Annotated in this window: 14 protein-coding genes and 1 pseudogene; 10 read left to right on the top strand and 5 right to left on the bottom strand. The window is 72.3% G+C overall.

Going from position 1 to position 16,690, the window contains the following annotated elements; translation table 11 throughout:
- Window positions 1–7 precede the first annotated feature (7 nt).
- The 5 genes from AAC134_RS00365 (at window position 8) to AAC134_RS00345 (ending at window position 4,614) form a co-directional block, all read left to right on the top strand.
- Window positions 8–637, top strand: coding sequence for an acyl-homoserine-lactone synthase (locus tag AAC134_RS00365; RefSeq protein WP_339947050.1), 630 nt, complete (start codon window positions 8–10; stop codon window positions 635–637).
- An 884-nt stretch (window positions 638–1,521) separates the two neighbouring features.
- Complete coding sequence (locus tag AAC134_RS00360; protein ID WP_339947049.1) at window positions 1,522–1,764, top strand: hypothetical protein; 243 nt, start codon at window positions 1,522–1,524, stop codon at window positions 1,762–1,764.
- A gap of 336 nt (window positions 1,765–2,100) precedes the next feature.
- Window positions 2,101–2,814, top strand: coding sequence for an autoinducer binding domain-containing protein (locus AAC134_RS00355; protein WP_339947048.1), 714 nt, complete (start codon window positions 2,101–2,103; stop codon window positions 2,812–2,814).
- A gap of 95 nt (window positions 2,815–2,909) precedes the next feature.
- Entirely contained in the window at window positions 2,910–3,569 is a 660-nt protein-coding gene (locus tag AAC134_RS00350) for an acyl-homoserine-lactone synthase (RefSeq protein ID WP_339947047.1), read from the top strand.
- A gap of 94 nt (window positions 3,570–3,663) precedes the next feature.
- Window positions 3,664–4,614, top strand: coding sequence for a cation diffusion facilitator family transporter (locus tag AAC134_RS00345; RefSeq protein WP_339947046.1), 951 nt, complete (start codon window positions 3,664–3,666; stop codon window positions 4,612–4,614).
- Between the two features lie 218 nt (window positions 4,615–4,832).
- Here the strand turns inward: AAC134_RS00345 and AAC134_RS00340 are convergent, their stop codons facing one another.
- Genes AAC134_RS00340 through thrC form a run of 3 tightly spaced genes read right to left on the bottom strand, consistent with a single transcriptional unit; the run spans window position 4,833 to window position 8,117 of the window.
- On the bottom strand, window positions 4,833–5,477 hold the full coding sequence (locus tag AAC134_RS00340; protein ID WP_339947045.1) for a GNAT family protein: 645 nt from the start codon (window positions 5,475–5,477) through the stop codon (window positions 4,833–4,835).
- Window positions 5,449–6,726, bottom strand: coding sequence for a pitrilysin family protein (locus AAC134_RS00335; protein ID WP_339947044.1), 1,278 nt, complete (start codon window positions 6,724–6,726; stop codon window positions 5,449–5,451). Before AAC134_RS00335 ends, AAC134_RS00340 begins: the two co-directional genes overlap by 29 nt.
- Window positions 6,723–8,117: a threonine synthase gene (thrC, locus tag AAC134_RS00330; RefSeq protein ID WP_339947043.1), complete on the bottom strand. Its 1,395-nt coding sequence runs from the start codon at window positions 8,115–8,117 to the stop codon at window positions 6,723–6,725. Before thrC ends, AAC134_RS00335 begins: the two co-directional genes overlap by 4 nt.
- A gap of 234 nt (window positions 8,118–8,351) precedes the next feature.
- On the opposite strand from thrC, the gene AAC134_RS00325 reads away from it, so the two are divergent.
- The 4 genes from AAC134_RS00325 (at window position 8,352) to AAC134_RS00310 (ending at window position 13,064) form a co-directional block, all read left to right on the top strand.
- Window positions 8,352–10,454, top strand: a complete 2,103-nt coding sequence (locus AAC134_RS00325) for an OmpA family protein (RefSeq protein ID WP_339947042.1) — start codon at window positions 8,352–8,354, stop codon at window positions 10,452–10,454.
- Window positions 10,451–10,792: a hypothetical protein gene (locus AAC134_RS00320; protein ID WP_339947041.1), complete on the top strand. Its 342-nt coding sequence runs from the start codon at window positions 10,451–10,453 to the stop codon at window positions 10,790–10,792. Before AAC134_RS00325 ends, AAC134_RS00320 begins: the two co-directional genes overlap by 4 nt.
- Window positions 10,793–10,904: 112 nt before the next feature.
- Window positions 10,905–12,272 (top strand): glutamine synthetase family protein, encoded by a 1,368-nt coding sequence (locus tag AAC134_RS00315; protein ID WP_339947040.1) that lies wholly within the window; start codon window positions 10,905–10,907, stop codon window positions 12,270–12,272.
- Between the two features lie 222 nt (window positions 12,273–12,494).
- Complete coding sequence (locus AAC134_RS00310) at window positions 12,495–13,064, top strand: response regulator (protein ID WP_339947039.1); 570 nt, start codon at window positions 12,495–12,497, stop codon at window positions 13,062–13,064.
- On the opposite strand, the gene AAC134_RS00305 is transcribed toward AAC134_RS00310, so the two are convergent.
- Window positions 13,000–14,229 (bottom strand): UbiH/UbiF/VisC/COQ6 family ubiquinone biosynthesis hydroxylase, encoded by a 1,230-nt coding sequence (locus AAC134_RS00305; RefSeq protein WP_339947038.1) that lies wholly within the window; start codon window positions 14,227–14,229, stop codon window positions 13,000–13,002. The genes AAC134_RS00310 and AAC134_RS00305 overlap by 65 nt on opposite strands.
- Window positions 14,230–14,347: 118 nt before the next feature.
- Here AAC134_RS00305 and AAC134_RS00300 point away from each other — a divergent pair, with 118 nt between their 5' ends.
- On the top strand, window positions 14,348–15,682 hold the full coding sequence (locus AAC134_RS00300; RefSeq protein ID WP_339947037.1) for an amidase family protein: 1,335 nt from the start codon (window positions 14,348–14,350) through the stop codon (window positions 15,680–15,682).
- 34 nt (window positions 15,683–15,716) lie between these two features.
- On the opposite strand, the pseudogene puuE reads toward AAC134_RS00300, so the two are convergent.
- A pseudogene (puuE, locus tag AAC134_RS00295) lies at window positions 15,717–16,613 on the bottom strand (allantoinase PuuE); the annotation flags it as partial.
- Window positions 16,614–16,690: the final 77 nt, after the last annotated feature.

The raw sequence follows: 16,690 nt of genomic DNA, 5'->3' as shown, positions 1-16,690 counted from the left end.
CCCACTCATGATCCGTTATGTCTACGCTCACGAACTTCACAAGCATCCGCAGCTGGTCGACCAGATGTTCCGCGACCGTTCGGCCCAATTTCGGGACCGTATGAAGTGGGATGTCACCGTTGACGAAAACGGTTGGGAGCGTGACCAGTACGATGCTCTGGCGCCGCTCTACATCATCTATGAGCGCCCCGACGGGACCCACGCCGGGTCGGGCCGACTGATGCCCACCACCGGCCGCACCATGATCGGCGAGCATTTCTCGCACCTGACCGACGGCGTCGTGATCCAGTCGCCCACGATCTGGGAGATCACCCGCCTGTGCATCTCGCCCAGCGTCAAATCCCGCCGCGAGGCGATGAACGTGACCAGCTCGCTCCTGCTGGCGGGCATCGACGTGGGCCTGCGCTTCGGCCTCGAGTTCTACGTCGGCGTCTTCGACGAGCCGATGCTGCGCGTCTACAAGGGCCTGGACTTCACGCCTGACGTGATGGGCAAGTCGGGCGAGGACCGCCGCGCGATCTGCGCCGGTCTGTGGCCGTGCACCGAGGAGGTCCGCAACGCCATGGCCCGCAAGGTCGAGGAGCACGACCAGATCGCCGAGGCCGCCCAGGTCGTGGAGTTCGCCATCGGCGCCTGACCCCGACCCCGACGGAAGACAGTCCCCCCGGTCCGCGACGGCATGCGCCCGCGGACCGGGGCGGGAACCGAGCCGCGCCGACCCGCCCCACCGGGACCAGGCCGCGACGGGAGCCCGAGGACAGAACCGTCGATCGCCCGGAAGACGCGCGCGTCGACCGAGCTTCGTCCATCGCGGCCCCCCAGACCGCGAAGGTTCCGACACCGGCGCCGCGATCTGCGCGGCGCTCAGACCCTCCGGCTCCGGCGTGACCTTCGCGCCGGGCCGGGAGCCTCCGGGACTGGCCGCCGACTCCTTCGGCGGCGCCCTCCCGGCAATGAAATATCAATTCTTTCAAGGAATTGATCGCGGACCTCGGGCGGGGTCCGGCCGGCGCGACGCGCGCCGATCCCGCCGCCGCGATCCCACGTCTCCGGTCTCTCCAGGGATCGGAGCCGCCCGACGCCCGCCATGTCCCCGGCGGATCGGGCGCCCGTCCGATCGCCGTTCTGCACGTTTCGGCCTCGGACATCGCCGTCGCGCCCTTTGCCCTGCACGGCGGAGGGACGCGGAGGCCGGTCCCCGCGCAAGCCGTCCTGCACGACGGCCTGCGCGGCGACCACGGGGCGGGGCCTCTCCCTGCACGGAGGGGCTCCGCCGCCGTGACCGGCCAGGGGCGGCCGGCAGCGAATCCCGGGCAGGCGCGAACTTCGCTCAACCCCCGGAAAATTTTCCCAACGGAATCATCAACCTGCGCCCCTCGCCCTCGCCATATCTGGGGAGGAGGAATTGGCGACTGCCGCAGCGTCCCCGATCACGGCACCTTGGTCTCGTCGCCGCTCCTATGGCTCTGAAGGAGCCGGAGGGGCGGCGTTGAACGGGGACCGAAAAAAAGGGGACGGACCATGGCTCAGGACTGGATCATCGATGTGCTGGCGGATCTGAGGCAGTACGCGATTCGGAACTACCACATGCGCCTCGCAGAGCAGCTGGACGACGCGATCCTGGTCGCGGCGACCGAGCTCCGTGCGGCTGATTCGGCGCTCGAAGGCGAATCGAATCGGCTTCACGAGGCGTCGAACGGCCCGATTCCCCTGTTCGGACCCATGACGGAAGGGCGCGGCGAGAAAATTTTTAGCCCCGTCTGAGCCTCCGGCGGGCGGGCAGGCCCGCCGCAGGGCGCCGCGCGCATTACTTGCGCCGCGGCGTTAATACTGGTCGCCGGCGCGGGGATCGCCGGCGGCCGACCTCGCGCTCCGGGGCCGGGCGCGAGGCCGTTCCGCGTGGACAATTGCAATTTTAGGTTGTGATCCGTGCGCGCCGCGCTACCCTGACGCAAGGAGCACAGGGCGGCGGGGTTGGCCGCGCTTCCGGATCCGCAGGAGGGGGGCGCGGCAGGCCAGAAACCTGCGCCAGGCGCCTCGCGGGGGCGCGTTGTCGGAAGCCGGCCAGGCGAGGGCGGCATCCAACCCATGACGGACAGGTTGAACGAGATCGTAGAGGGCATCCTTGCCCTGAACACGCAGCCCGACATGTCGCGGCTTCTGCGGCAGGTGCGGCGCGCCTACGATCTGGATAACTGCATATACTACGCGCTGAATCTCGGCGGACCGCGCGGCGGCGAGGAGTTCGGGGCGATGACCTACCCCGAGGCCTGGCACCAGCGCTACGAGGAGGTCCGCTACCGCGATCACGACCCCGTCGTGAACGCGGCGATCGGCGGCTTCGCCCCGATCGACTGGCAGACGCTGGACTGGTCCGGCCGCCCGGTGCGTCGCCTGCTCTCGGAGGCGACCGAGTTCCGGGTCGGCAATCACGGCTACACGATCCCGATCCACGGTCCCAACGGCCAGTTCGCCATGTTCTCCGTCTCGAAGCAATGCGCCGAGCGGCGCTGGAACCTGCTACTCGCCGAGAGCGCCCAGGACCTGTTGCTGATCGCCCACCACGTCCACCGTCAGGCGCTGGAGATCACCGGCGCGGTCGAGCGTCAGCCGCCCCCCGCCCTGTCCCCGCGGGAGCGGGACGCGCTGGCGCTGATGGCCGAGGGACGCTCCCGCGCGCAGGTGGCGCACCGGCTGAAGATCTCCGAGAGCACGCTGCGGGTCTACCTCGATAGCGCCCGTCACAAGCTGGGCGGGCTGAATGCGGTGCATGCGGTGGCGCTTGCCGTCAAGAGTGGGGCGGTTAAGATTTGATGAATACTTGAGCAGCGCGCGCTGCCTTATTGTTTTAACCACTTACTAGCAAATTTAACGCAAATACTTGGCGCATACCGACAAGGAGCGCCGTCATGATCCGTTTTGTTTACGGAAAGGACCTCGCGTCCTTCCCCCGCCTGTCCGACACCATGTTCCGCGACCGTGCGGGCCAGTTCCGCTCCCGCCTCGACTGGGCGGTCAGCGTGGACGCCGCCGGGCGGGAGCGCGACCAGTACGACGTCGACCGGGCGCTCTACTGCATCTACGAACTGCCCGACGGCACCCACGGCGGCTCGGGCCGGCTGATGCCGACCACCGGGCCGACCATGGTCAACGAGCATTTCTCGCACCTGCTCGGCGGCGAGATCGTCTCGCCCCTGGTGTGGGAGAGCACCCGCTTCTGCGTCTCGCCCCGCCTGACCGGCGGCGCCGCGGCGGCCTCGCGCATTTCGACGGCCCTGATGCTGGCGGGCTGCGAGGTGGCGTTGCGCTTCGGCCTGACCAACTTCGTGGCGGTGTTCGACAGCCCGATGCGGCGCATCTACCGCGCTACCGGCTGGCCGCCGGAGATCCTGGCCGAGCAGGGCGAGGGCCGGCGCAAGCTGTGCCTGGGCCTGTGGGAGGTCACGCAGGAGGCCCGCGCGGCGATCCTGGCCAAGGCCCCCAGGGGGCTCGATCTGGCGCCGGTTCCCGCCCCGCTGCCGGGCGGCGCGCCGATGCTCCCGATGTCCGACCACGCGACCGCGGCCTGAGGCTGCGGCGCGTCCCGGCGCCGGCGCCGTCCTGGCGGCGGGCGGGACCACCTGCCGCCGGGACGCGGGCCAACGAGTCGTGGCAGGCTGCGCCATGCCTCACGATCACACCCGTCACGCGCACGGTCCGGGCCATTCCCACGGCCATGCTCATCTCCACGCCGGCGACGGCCGCATCGGCTGGGCGGCGGCGGTCAACATCGGCCTGACGGTTGTGCAGATCATCGCCGGGATGCTCTCGGGCAGCCTGATGCTGATCGCGGACGCGCTGCACAACCTCTCGGACGCGATGTCGCTGATCATCGCCTGGGCGGCCCGCCGGATCGCGCGGCGCCCGGCCGACGACACGATGACCTTCGGATACGCGCGGGCCGAGGTGGTGGCCGCCCTGATCAACTTCACCACGCTGATCGTCGTGGGCCTCTATCTTGGCTGGGAGGCGATCGCCCGTCTGTTCGATCCCCAGCCGGTCGAGGGCTGGACGGTGGTGATCGTGGCGGGCGTGGCGCTGGTGATCGACGTGGCGACGGCCGCGCTGGTCTATGCGCAGTCGAAGGACAGCCTGAACATGCGGGCGGCATTCCTGCACAACCTCGCCGACGCCGGCGCCTCGGTGGCGGTGATCGTGGGCGGGATCGTGCTGATCGTCTGGGACTGGCGGCTGGTGGATCCGCTGCTGACCCTGCTGATCTCGGTCTGGGTGATCCGGCATGCGCTGCTCGAGATGGGCGAGACGGTGCGAATCCTGATGAACGCGGCCCCCGACAGCCCCTCGTCCGAGGAGGCGCGGGACACGCTGGCCGGGCTGGAGGCGGTGGCCGAGGTGCATCACCTGCACCTGTGGCGGCTGGACGAGCGGCGTCTGTCGCTGGAGGCGCACCTGGTCAGCGCCGCGACGACGCCGGGCGAGCTTGCGGCCCTGCGCCAGGCCGCGCGCGCGGCGCTGAGCGAACGGCACGGGATCGCCCATGCGACGCTGGAGATCGAGCATGTCGACGACGCCTGCGAGGCGCGCGAAGGCGGCGCGCCCTCGGCGAGGGTGTGATCACAGACAGCGCCAGCGCGCCGAGGCGTTGCGTCAGGGGCGATCCCCAGTTTGTGATCACACGAACTTCGGGCCGCGACCGACACGGAGCTCAGCCTCTTTGATGGCTGTGATCACATGGGGCGGGCGGAGCGCTGGAGGCCCCGGGTCAAGCCCGGGGCGCCCTCGCGGCGGGGGTGGATGATAACACCATATCAAAGGCTTGATGCGGGCGTGGGTCAGCCGCGGGCCGGTTCCGCGCGGCCGCGGCGGTCCGAGCGCAGGGCGGCGTAGAGGACATGGCTGCGCCAGCGGCCGTTGATCTGAAGGTAGCTCTGCGCCACCCCCTCATACTTGAAGCCGCAGCGCTCGAGCAGCGAGCGGGAGGGGGCGTTCTCGGGCAGGCAGGCCGCCTCGATCCGGCTGAGGTCGAGACTCGAGAACGCGTGGTCACGAGTCGCGGCCAGCGCCTCGGTCATGTAGCCGCGCTGGGCGAAGGGGGCGCCGATCCAGTAGCCGACGGTGCCGGCCTGGGCCGGGCCTCGGCGGATGTTGTCGAGGGTGATGGCCCCCACCAGCGTGCCGCCAGGGAGGTCGTCGGCGCCGCCGGCGAAGATGAACAGCGGCGCGCCGCGGCCGTCCTCGATCATCCGGCGGGCCCAGACCACGCGGTTGCGGAAGGCGCTGCGGGTCAGGTGATCGCGCGCCCAGATCGGCTCCCATTCCTTCAGGAAGGGCGCGCTCTCGCGGCGCAGGCGCGCCCAGGGGACCTGGTCGGACATCTCCGGCGGCCGCAGCACAAGGCGCGGCGTGATCAGCCGAAGCGCCGGTCGCCGCCGCAGAAGCACCGCCCCGTCACCCCGTGAGACGCGCGAGCAGCGCATCGGGGTCCGGGGTCGTCTCGACCGGACCGTAGAGCGCCAGCGCCAGCTTGCCCGAGCCCGCCATCCGCGCCGCCGCATCGCGCGCGGCGGCGGCGTCGACGGATTCGATGCGCGCGACCGTCTCCTCCTGCGGCCAGACCCGGTCCCAGATCAGCAGGGAGCGGGCAAGCCGCTCGCACCGCCCGAACGGGCTTTCGAGACCCATCAGCAGCCCGGCCTTGAGCTGGGCGCGGGCGCGGGCGGTCTCTTCCTCGGTGGTCTCGGAGGCGGCGCGGTGCATCTCGTCGGCGACAAGCTCGGCCAGGCCCTTGATCTCGCCGGCGCCGGTGCCGGCGTAGATGGTCATCAACCCGGTGTCCTCATGGGCCGAGGCCTGGGCGAAGATCGTGTAGCAGAGGCCCCGCTTTTCCCGCGCCTCCTGGAACAGGCGCGAGGACATGCCGCCGCCGAGCAGCACCGACAGCACTTGGCCGGAGTAGAGGTCGTCGGCGTTCCAGCCCGGCGCCTCCAGCCCCAGGGTGAAATGCGCCTGCTCGAGGTCCTTCACGAAGCGCTTCTCGCCGCCGATGAACTTCGCGGGCTCTGCCGGCGCAAGGTCGCGGCGTTTGAGGTGGCCGAAGAGGCCCTCCACCTGCTTGACCAGCGCGTCATGGTCGATGTCGCCGGCGGCGGCGATGACCATGCGCTCGGGCGCATAGCAGCGTTCGACGAAGCTGCGCAGCTCGGCCTCGCCGATGCCCTTGACGTGGTGGGTCTCGCCGAGGATCGGGCGGCCGAAGGCCTGGCTGGGGTAGGCGGTTTCCTGCAGCCAGTCGAAGATGATGTCGTCGGGCGTGTCCAGCGCCTGGCCGATCTCCTGCAGGATCACGCCGCGCTCCAGCTCGATGTCCTCGGCCGAGAAGCGGGGTTTCGTGAGGATATCGGCCAGCAGGTCCATGGCCAGCGGCACGTCCTCGCCCAGCACGCGGGCGTAATAGGCGGTCGCCTCGCGCGAGGTGTAGGCGTTGAGGTAGCCGCCCACGTCCTCGATGGCGATGGCGATGTCGAGCGCCGAGCGGGTGGCGGTGCCCTTGAAGGCCATGTGCTCGAGGAAATGGGCGACGCCGGTTTCCTGCGGGGATTCATGGCGCCCGCCGACCCCGATCCAGACGCCCAGCGCGGCGGAGGCGAGGCCCTCCATCCGCTCGGTGGCGATGCGCAGGCCGTTGGGCAGCGTGTCGATGCGAAGGGTCGAGCCGTCTCGGCTCATCGGCGGGCCTCCCGGCGCAACAGCGCCTGCAGTGCGGCAAGGTCGTTGGGAACGACGGTGGTGCGCTCGCGCGCGAGTTCGATATGGGCGAGCCGCGCGGGCAGAACCGGGCGGACGCCGCAGGCCTGGCTGACGGCGTCGGGGAACTTGGCCGCGTGGGCGGTGCCCAGCACCACCATCGGCGTGGCGGCGGCGCCGCGCACGTCGGCGGCGGCCTTCACGCCCACGGCGGTGTGCGGGTCGATCACCTGGCCGGTCACCTCGCGGATCGCGGCGATGGTGGCGCGGGTCTCGTCTTCGGTCGCCATGCCGCTGTCGAACTCCTCGCGGAGCCGCGCCAGAGCCTGGTCGGGCAGCGTGAAGCCGCCCTGCTGGCGCAGCGATTCCATGAGGTTGATCACGGCCTGCCCGTCCCGGTCCAGCAGTTCGAACAGCAATCTCTCGAAATTCGAAGAGATCTGGATGTCCATGCTGGGTGAGATCGTGGGCGCCACGCCTTCCTTGACGTGCATCCCCGTCGTCACCGTGCGGTGCAGGATGTCGTTGCGGTTGGTGGCGATCACCAGCCGGTCGATCGGCAGGCCCATGCGCTTGGCGATATGGCCCGCGAAGATGTCGCCGAAGTTGCCGGTGGGGACCGAGAAGCTGACCGGCCGATGCGGCGCGCCCAGCGAGACGGCGGCGGTGAAGTAGTAGACCACCTGCGCCAGCACGCGCGCCCAGTTGATCGAGTTGACGGCCGCGAGGCTCATCTCGTCGCGGAAAGCGTGGTCGTTGAACATCGCCTTGACCAGCGCCTGGCAGTCGTCGAAGTCGCCCTCGACCGCGATGGCGTGGACGTTGGCCTCGGTCGGCGTGGTCATCTGCCGGCGCTGGATCTCGGAGACCCGGCCGTGGGGGTAGAGGATGAAGACGTCGACCGCGTCCAGCCCCCGGAACGCCTCGATGGCGGCCGAGCCGGTGTCGCCGGAGGTCGCGCCCACGATGGTCACCCGCCGGCCGCGCTTGCCCAGCACCAGCTCGAACAGCTGGCCGATGAGCTGCATGGCGAAGTCCTTGAACGCCAGCGTCGGGCCGTGGTGGAGTTCCAGGATCCAGTCGTTCTCGCCGATCTGCACCAGCGGCGCGCGGGCGGCGTGGGCGAAGCAGGCGTAGGCGCGCTCGATGGCGCCGTAGAGCTCGGCGTCGGAGATCGTGTCGCCGACGAAGGGCTGCATCACCGCGAAGGCCGTGCGCTCGTAGCCGATGCCGGCGAGGCCCGCGATCTCGTGGGCGGGGATCTGCGGCACGGTCTCGGGCACGTAGAGGCCGCCGTCGCGGGCGAGGCCCGCCAGCATGGCGTCGTCGAAGCCCAGGATCGGGGCCTGGCCGCGGGTGCTGACGTATCTCACGGGTGGGGTCCCTCGTTGCGCGCCCTGCCGGAATCGGCGCACCGCCCTAGCGCATGGAGGGCCGGGAAACAACGTGGCGAAGGGAAACCGCGGGGGGACCGGGCGCGAAACCGCCTGTCGCGCGCGGGGGGCAGGGGCGCGGGCGCAGCGTCGCCCTTGCCCCGCGCGCGCCCACGGTCCTAGGAAAGACGCACGGCGCGACACCCGGGGGGGCGAACGGAGACGGCGAAGCTGATGGCCGACCGCCAGCAAGAGCAGGACGACGCGAACCCGCAGGCGCAGGGGCCGGACTCCGGCCTGGCTGTCGGGCAGGATCGAGCGCAGGCCGCGATCGCTGAGCGCGATGCGGCCGCGACCGCCGAGGCGCGGTCCGGCTGGGCCGTGTTCGCGCTGGGGCTCGCGGGGCTGGCGGCGTTGCTGGGGCCCGGCGCCTGGGTGGCGGCGGGCCAGGCGCAGGCGCTGGCCGGGGCGCGGGCGAACGCCGCGCTCGAGGCCGCGGGGGCCGACTGGGCCTGGGCCGCGGCCGACGGTCTGGTGCTGCGGCTGGAGGGGCGGTTCCCCCAGGAGGCCGCGCGCCAGCTGGCGCTCGCCGCCGTGGCGCAGGCCGCGCCCACCGCCCGGATCGAGGATCATGCCGCCCCGGCCGAGCGCTCCCCCGGCGCGGATCACGCGGCCGCCCCCGCCCCCGTGCTGCTGGCGGCGAGCGGGGAGCCCTCGCCCCCCCGGCCCGCGATCTCGCCCCCGCCCGATCCCGCCGTGCCGCTGACGCTGGCCCGCGACGGGCAGACGATCACCCTCGCCGGCGCCGTGCATCCCGACCTGCTCGACGCGATCCGCGAGGCGCTGGCGGCCCTCCCCGAGGCGCCCGAGCTGCAGGACGTGTCGATGCCCGACACGCGCCCCCCCGCGCCCGAGGACCTGGCGCTGGCCCGCGCGGCGACGCAGGCGCTGGCCCGGCTCGCCTCGGCCCGCGCCGAGATCGCGCCGGGCGTGCTGTCGCTGAGCGGCGCCCCGCGGACCGCCGCCGGCGGCGCGGTCGAGAGCGAGAGCGCCGCCGCCGTCGAGCAGGCGCTGCGCGACGCCGCGCCTCCCGGCGCCACGCTGCTGATCGACATTTCGCGCCCGCCGCCGGCCTTCAGCCCGTTCCGGTTCGTGATCGCGCTGGGGCCCGACGGGCCGACCCTGCTGGGCTGCGACCTGCGCGACGCGGCCGAGCGGACGGCGGTGCTGGCCGCGGTCGACTCCCTGCCCGGCGAAGCCCCGCGCGAGGATGCGGTCTGCCGGATCGGCGTCGGCGCGCCCTCGGATCGCTGGGGCGCCGCGGCGGTGGCCGGGATCGAGGCGCTGGGCGAGCTCGGCTCGGGCCGCTTCGAGATGATCGACGGCGAGGCCCGGCTGGTGGCCGCTCCGCAGACCCTGTCCTACCAGTTCGGCAGGACCGCCCGGGCGCTCGCCGAGCGGATGCCCGAGGATTTCGTGCTGCGCCTCGCGCCGCCGCCTCCCGCCGCCTGGCGTCCCGGTCCCGAACAGACCGAGCAGGGCGAGCCCGCGCCCCCGCGCTGGTTCGCCATGCGGTTGGGGCCGGAGTCGGTCTCGCTGATGGGGGCGGCGCCCGACGCCGCCTCGCGCGATGCGGTGGCCGCTTTCGCCCGGGCGCGGTTCGGGGTGATGGGGGTGCAGGACGCGATGGATCTGACCGAGGCCGCGCCGCCGCCCGCCTGGCGGCGCGTGGCGCTGGCCGGGATCGACGTGATGCGCACGCTCGACAGCGGCACGCTCGCCTTCGACGGCGAAAGCGCCCGGATCCGCGGCGCCTCGCAGCGGCCGATGGCGGCGCGGGAGGCCGCGCGCGTCGCCGCCCGCTTCGCCGAGATCGGGGTGCCCGCCAGCGTCGAGGTGACGGTGGACCTGCCGGCCGTGGCCGCGCGCCTGCCGCTGCCCCCCTCGGCCTGCCTCGAGGCGCTTCAGTCCGAAGTCGAGGCCGCGCCGATCCTGTTCGATCCCGGCGCCGCGCGGGTGGCGCGGGAAAGCCTGCCGACGCTGGACCGTCTGGCGGCGATCCTCACCCGCTGCGAGGGGATCGCGGTCGAGATCGGCGGCCACACCGACAGCCAGGGACGCGAGTCGACCAACGCCGCCCTCTCCCGCGCCCGGGCCGAGGCGGTGCTGGAGGGGCTGTTCGCCCGCGGCGTGCCCTCGGGCCGGATGCTGGCGCGCGGCTACGGCGAAAGCCGCCCCGTCGCCGACAACGGCACGGAGGCGGGCCGCGCCCTGAACCGGCGCATCGCCTTCCAGGACGCCGCGCTGGCCGACCCGCCGGAGGATTTCGAGGAATGACCCGGCTGGAGCTGGCCCTGGCGCTGGGCGGCGCGATGGCGCTGTCGGCGGCGCTGGGCTGGGCGCTCCACGCCCTCTGGGCGCGGCTGGTGCGCCGCTCGGGCGCCGAGGACGTCCGCCTGCAGGACCTCGCGCGCCGCCTCGCCGACGCCGAGGAGCGCCGCGACGCCCTGGCCGCCGAGGCGCAGGCCCGCCAGGCCGAGCTTTCCGACCGCCTGGAGGAGGTCAAGACCGAGCTGAGCCGCGCCCTCCACGAACGCGAGGCGGAGCTGGCCGCGGCGATGGAGACCCTCGGCGCCCTGCGCGAGGAGGTCGCGATCCTGAAGGACGAGAGCTGAGCGCCCCCCCATCCGCGTGCTGTAACGCGGCGCCCCCGCGCCCCCTGCGCTTGCCCCCCCAGACATCGCCGGGCTATTCCAGTGCAATGACAACAATTCCGCAGGGGGCAGCATGAGCGAGGCGGGCGGGGTGCGCGCGGGCTATGGCGTGATCGGCGAGCCCGATCCCAGCGACGAAATGCCGGCCGAGGCGCTGCCCGAGGGCTGCCACACCGTCGTGCTGGGCGTGGGCGACCTGAACGGCATCCTGCGCGGCAAGCGGGTGACGGCCGAGCACTGGCGCTCGGTCCGCCGGCGGGGCATCAGCCTCGACAACACCTTCTTCGCCATGGACGTGGGCAGCCTGCTGGTGCCCAACGAGTATTCCGCCGCCGACAGCGGCTATCCCGACCTCAACATCCTGCCCCGCGGCCCGCTGCGCCCGATCCCCTGGGAAGAGGGCGTGTGGATGTGCCTCGGCCGCGCGCAGGAGAAGGACGGCGCGCCGATCCCCCTCGACCCCCGCCAGCCGCTGCTGCAGGCGGTGGAGAAGGCGCGCGCGATGGGCCTCGAGCCCCGCGCCGCGGGCGAGCTGGAGTTCTACCTCCTCGACCCCGCCACCGGCCGCCCGCGCGAGCAGCGGCCCGAGTGCTACGGCCTCGCCCGCGCCGCCGAGCTCGAGCCGGTGCTGGGCCCGGTGCGCCGCAATCTCGCGGCCATGGGCGTGCCGGTGGAGCAGTCGAACCCGGAGTTCTCGGCCGGCCAGGTCGAGGTGAACCTGCGCCACGCCCCCACGCTCGAGGCCGCCGACCACACCCTCCTGCTGCGCGGCATGATCAAGCAGATGGTCCGCCCGATGGGCCTGGTGGCGAGCTTCATGGCCAAGCCCTTCCACGACCGCTCCGGCAACGGTTTTCACGTGCACCACTCGCTGTGGCGCGACGGGCGCAACGCCTTTGCGCTGGACGGCGGGCTGTCGGACGAGGGGCGCTGGTTCCTCGGCGGGCTGCAGGCGGCGATGCGGGAATCGAGCCTGGTGGGCTCGACCCATCCCAACGCCTACCGGCGGCGGAAGCTGTATTCCTACGCGCCGACCTCGGCCTCCTGGGGGGTGGACAACCGCACCGTGGCGCTGCGGGTCATCGACGGGGCCGACGCCTCGGACGACCCCGTGGTGCGCATCGAGAGCCGGGAGGCCGCGGCCGACTGCAACCCCTACCTGCTGATGGCGGTGCAGCTCGCCGCCGGGCTGAAGGGGATCGAGCAGCAGATCGAGCCGACCCGCCCCACCGAGGGCGACGCCTACGCCGCCGACAACCGCCGCCGCCTGCCCACCGACCTGCACGAGGCGATGGAGGCCGCCCGCTCCTCGGCCTTCCTCGAGGAGGCGCTGGGGCCGATGATGGTCGACCTGCTGATCCGCAATGCCGAGCGGGAGCTGGAGATCGTCGAAAGCGAGGTCACCCCGATGGAGCTGGCGCGCTACCTCGAGGTGATGTGACGGCGCGCCTTCCGGGACGGTTTGCCTGCGCGAACAGAGATTTGCACAGGCGCCGGGACCCGCGGGTCCCGGCGCCGCCCGAGGGCCCGACGGCGCGCTCAACCCAGAGAATTTTAACTTTACGAATCTTCAACCGGACGGTTCATCTGCGGTAAAGAGTCCCTGCACGAAACGTTGCCGCGGGGGGCCTCGGGGACGGGAATAGAGACGCAGGAGCATTGCATGCGTTGTCTGATCGTTGAGGACGACACGTCCCTCGCGGAACTGGTTCGCCTGGAGATCGAGGATCACGACGTCGAGGGGATCTGTCTGCCCTCGATCGCCGCCGCGATCGCCTCCTTGCAGGCGGCGACTCCTGATGCGCTAGTCATCGACCTTGCGCTGCCGGACGGCAGCGGACTTGAAGTGGCGGCCGAGGCGCTGCGCCTGTGTCCGCGGGCGCCGGTGCTGGTGTTCACCGGCTCCGAGACCACCGACGCGCTGGAGATCTTCCGCGGCCATGCCAACGTCCGGGCGGTGGTGGCCAAGCGGATCGAGGACGGCGACGAGGTCGGCGCCATGGTTCGCAGCGTGGTCAGCATGATCCGCGCCAGGGAAGTGGCGGGCCCAGGTCCACAGGGACTGACCATAGGCGGCGTCGGCTTCGCCGGCGGGCGTCGGGCAGCCCGCGCTGCGATGATCGCGGCCCTGCGCAAGGCGGCGCCGACCCGCGGCACGGTCGAGCCGTTCAGATCGCCTCGCCCCGGAGCATCTTCGGAAGATCGCCCGAGACCCCCGCGGCTTCGCGCATGAACGCGCGCCGCGCGGGACGCAGGGCGGTCGCCAGCCGAACTCCGGCGTCGCGGATCAGCCGAAGTCCCGGATCGTCGTTTGAGAACAGGCGGTTGACCGCATCCATGCCCAGCGCCAACGAGACCCCGTCAAAGCGCCGCCAGCGCTGGTAGCGCTCGAGCACGGTGGTCACACCGATATCCTCGCCCCGCCGCTTCGCCTCGGCCAGCACTTCGGCCAGCGCTGCGGCGTCGCGAAGCCCGAGATTCAGACCCTGCCCCGCGATCGGATGCACGGCATGCGCCGCATCCCCGACCAGGGCCAGGCGCGGCGCGATCCAGCTCTGCGCCACCGACAGTTTCAGCGGATACATCCAGCGCTTGCCGGTCAGCGTCACCGCGCCCAGCGCGCCGCCCATGCGCGTCTCGACCTCGGCGCGGTAGTCGGCGTCGGGCAGCGCGTGGATGCGATGCGCCACGGCCGTGCGTTCGGTCCACACCAGGGAGGACCGGCGCCCGCCCGGCAGCGGCAGCACCGCGAACGGCCCGCCGGGCAGGAACCGCTGGCGGGCGACGCCCTGGTGGTCAAGCTCATGCTCTACCGCGCACACCAGGCCGGTCTGGTCGTAGCCCCAGCCCGTGCGCCGGATCCCCGCGGCGCGGGCGAGCGCGCTCTCGCGTCCGTCGCAGGCGATCAGCACAGGCGCGCGAAGGGTCTGCCCGGTGGAGAGGTCCGCCTGCGCGCCGGCCTCCTCGCGCCGGACGGCGGTGACCGTGGCGGGGGCGTGCAGGTCGATCAGCGGCTCGGCCTGGCAGGCGCGCAACAGGGCGGGGCGCAGGATGCGATCCTCGACGATCTGGGCGGCGGGGCCCTCGTCGATCTCGTCGTGGTCGAAATGGGCCAGCGCGGCGGCGGCGCGCTCCCCGGGGCGGGCGTCCTCGAGTTTCACCTCGCGCACCGGCTGGGCGTGGGGGGCGATCTCGTCCCACACGCCGGCCACCTGCAGAAAGCGGCGCGAGGCGAGCCCGAGGTTGTAGGCGCGCCCGTCGAACCCGGGGTCCATGCGGACATCCGGCTCGGCCGCGTCGATCAGCGCCACGCGCAGCCCGGCGCGGGCGAGCGCCAGGGCCGTGGCGGGCCCGTTCAGCCCGCCGCCTACGATCAGCGCGTCGGCATCCTTGGTCATGACCTCTGTATTTGCGCCCCGGGCAGGCGATGTCCATGCATTGCCGCGTCGCGGGGCGGCCGCTACCGTGCGGCCGGAACGCGCGGGGGGCCCGCGTGACGAGCGGGAGGGATCGGGCATGAGCGAGCGCTGGCGGAGCATGACGGCGGCGGACCTGGGCCGCGGCATCGGCGCGGGCGAGATCGACCCCGTCGACCTGGCCGAGACCTTCCTCGCGGCCATCGACGCCCATCCGATGCGCGACCGCGTCTACCAGATGACCACGCCCGACCGCGCCCGCGCCGAGGCGAAATCCGCCGCGATGCGCGCCAGCAGCGGCGCCCGGCGGCACCTGCTGGACGGCGTGCCGATCTCCTGGAAGGACCTCTACGACCTCGCCGGCGCCCCGACCCGCGCCGGCACCGCGATGCTGGACGGCGAGCCGCCCGCCACGGCCGACGCGGTCTGCCTCGCCCGCGGCACGGCCGCCGGTCTGGTGTGCCTGGGCAAGACCCACATGACCGAGATCGCCTTCTCGGGCCTGGGCGTGAACCCGGTGACGGCGACCTCGCCGAACCCGCACGATCCCGACTGGGCGCCGGGCGGGTCCTCGTCCGGGGCCGCCGCCTCGGTCACGCAGGGGCTGGCGGCGGCGGGGATCGGCTCGGACACCGGCGGTTCGGTCCGCATCCCCTCGGGCTGGCAGAACCTGACCGGGCTGAAGACCACGCTGGGGCTGATCCCGGTCGAGGGCTCGCGCGCGCTCGCGGCGGGGTTCGATACGGTGGGGCCGCTGTGCCGCTCGGTCGAGGATGCGGCGCTGCTGACCTCGATCATGGCGGGGACGCCGGCGCCGGACCTCTCGGGCGTCTCGATGAAGGGCCGGCGGATCCTGGTGGATCGCGCGACCATGTACGACAACTCCGACCCCGAGCCGGTGGCCGCCTTCGAGGCCGGCATCGCCAGGCTGGAGGCCGCGGGCGCCGAGATCACCTGGGCCGACGTGCCCGAGTTCGCCGAGGTCCTGACCGTCGCCGCCCCCCTGATCGTCGCCGAGGCCTGGGCCGAGTGGGGCGAGCGGATCGAGGCGGTCGGCGACCGCATGTTCCACCAGGTCCGCCAGCGCACCGAGCCGGGACGCGACGTCTCTTCGGCCGTCTATCTTCGGGCGCGGGCGAAGATGATGCAGGTGCGCCTCGACTGGGCGGCGCGCGTGGGGGGCTTCGACGCCGCCGCGATGCCGACGGCGCCGATCCTGCCGCCCTCGGTCTCGCGCCTGCTGTCGGACGACGAATATTACCGCCGGATCAACCTGATGGCCCTGCGCAACACCCGCATCGGCAACCTGCTGGGCGTCAGCTCCCTGACCGTGCCGCTGCCCGAGCCGGGCTGCGGCCTGATGTTCTTCGGCAAGCCCTTCGGCGAGTGGGAGCTATGCCGCCTGGGCGCGGCGGCGGAGGCGGCGGTGAGCTGACCGCGCCGCCCCCTCACTCCGGCTTCGGGAACCGCGCCTCCCAGTGGCGGGCGATGTCGAGGCGGGTCGCGACCCAGATCTCGGGGTTGGCGGTCACCTCGTCGAGGAACCGCTTCAACGCCGCGGCGCGGCCCGGCTTGCCCAACAGGCGGCAGTGGATGCCGACGGTGAACATCTTCGGCGCCCCGGCGCGGCCCTCCTCCAGCAGGATCTCGACGGAGTTCGCGAGATACTCGTGGAAGGCCGAGGGGGCGCCCCACCCCTGCGAGGAGATGAACCGCGCGTCGTTGGCGTCCAGCGTATAGGGAACCATCAGCTGCCAGCCCGAGGCCGCGCGATGCCAGTAGGGCAGGTCATCGGCGTAAGTGTCGGCGCAGTAGGCGAAGCCCCCCTCCTCGGCCACCAGGTCGACGGTGTTCATCGAGCAGCGGCCCAGATACCAGCCGAAGGGGCGCTCTCCGGTGACCTCCGTGTGCAGGCGGATGGCCTCGTCGAGATGGGTCTTTTCCTCAGCGCGCGCGAAATCCTTGTACTCGATCCAGCGCAGCCCGTGGGAGGCGATCTCCCACCCGGCCTCCTTCATCGCCGCCACCGCGCCGGGGTTGCGCGCCAGCGCCATCGCGACGCCGTAGACGGTGACCGGCAGCCCGCGCTCGGTGAACAGGCGATGCAGCCGCCAGAACCCGGCGCGCGAGCCGTATTCGTACATCGTCTCCATGTTCCAGTGGCGCTGGCCGGGCCAGTTGGTCGCCTGGGTGACCTCCGAGAGAAACGCCTCCGACTGCGCGTCGCCGTGGAGCAGGCAGTTCTCGCCGCCTTCCTCGTAGTTGATCACGAAATTGACCGCGAGCTTTGCGCCCCCCGGCCACTGCGGATCGGGCGTCCGGGCGCCATAGCCCACCAGGTCGCGGGGATAATCGGGATCGTACATCGGGGTCCTCCGGAGGTCGCTCGCCTCCGATCATGACGCGCCCGGCGCGCCGTTGGGAAGCGGCGCGGCGGCGCACC

It is taken from the genome of uncultured Albimonas sp., from assembly GCF_963977235.1.
Lineage (GTDB): Bacteria > Pseudomonadota > Alphaproteobacteria > Rhodobacterales > Rhodobacteraceae > Albimonas.
This window is presented reverse-complemented; position numbering and strand designations above follow the sequence as displayed.

Excerpts from the sequence above, each read along its gene's own strand:
- AAC134_RS00310 (WP_339947039.1), top strand. The coding sequence starts at position 12,495 with ATGCGTTGTCTGATCGTTGAGGACGACACGTCCCTCGCGGAACTGGTT.
- AAC134_RS00315 (WP_339947040.1), top strand. The coding sequence starts at position 10,905 with ATGAGCGAGGCGGGCGGGGTGCGCGCGGGCTATGGCGTGATCGGCGAG.
- AAC134_RS00335 (WP_339947044.1), bottom strand. The coding sequence starts at position 6,726 with ATGAGCCGAGACGGCTCGACCCTTCGCATCGACACGCTGCCCAACGGC.
- AAC134_RS00320 (WP_339947041.1), top strand. The coding sequence starts at position 10,451 with ATGACCCGGCTGGAGCTGGCCCTGGCGCTGGGCGGCGCGATGGCGCTG.
- AAC134_RS00325 (WP_339947042.1), top strand. The coding sequence starts at position 8,352 with ATGGCCGACCGCCAGCAAGAGCAGGACGACGCGAACCCGCAGGCGCAG.
- AAC134_RS00340 (WP_339947045.1), bottom strand. The coding sequence starts at position 5,477 with ATGCGCTGCTCGCGCGTCTCACGGGGTGACGGGGCGGTGCTTCTGCGG.
- AAC134_RS00305 (WP_339947038.1), bottom strand. The coding sequence starts at position 14,229 with ATGACCAAGGATGCCGACGCGCTGATCGTAGGCGGCGGGCTGAACGGG.
- AAC134_RS00360 (WP_339947049.1), top strand. The coding sequence starts at position 1,522 with ATGGCTCAGGACTGGATCATCGATGTGCTGGCGGATCTGAGGCAGTAC.
- AAC134_RS00300 (WP_339947037.1), top strand. The coding sequence starts at position 14,348 with ATGAGCGAGCGCTGGCGGAGCATGACGGCGGCGGACCTGGGCCGCGGC.
- AAC134_RS00365 (WP_339947050.1), top strand. The coding sequence starts at position 8 with ATGATCCGTTATGTCTACGCTCACGAACTTCACAAGCATCCGCAGCTG.
- AAC134_RS00345 (WP_339947046.1), top strand. The coding sequence starts at position 3,664 with ATGCCTCACGATCACACCCGTCACGCGCACGGTCCGGGCCATTCCCAC.
- AAC134_RS00350 (WP_339947047.1), top strand. The coding sequence starts at position 2,910 with ATGATCCGTTTTGTTTACGGAAAGGACCTCGCGTCCTTCCCCCGCCTG.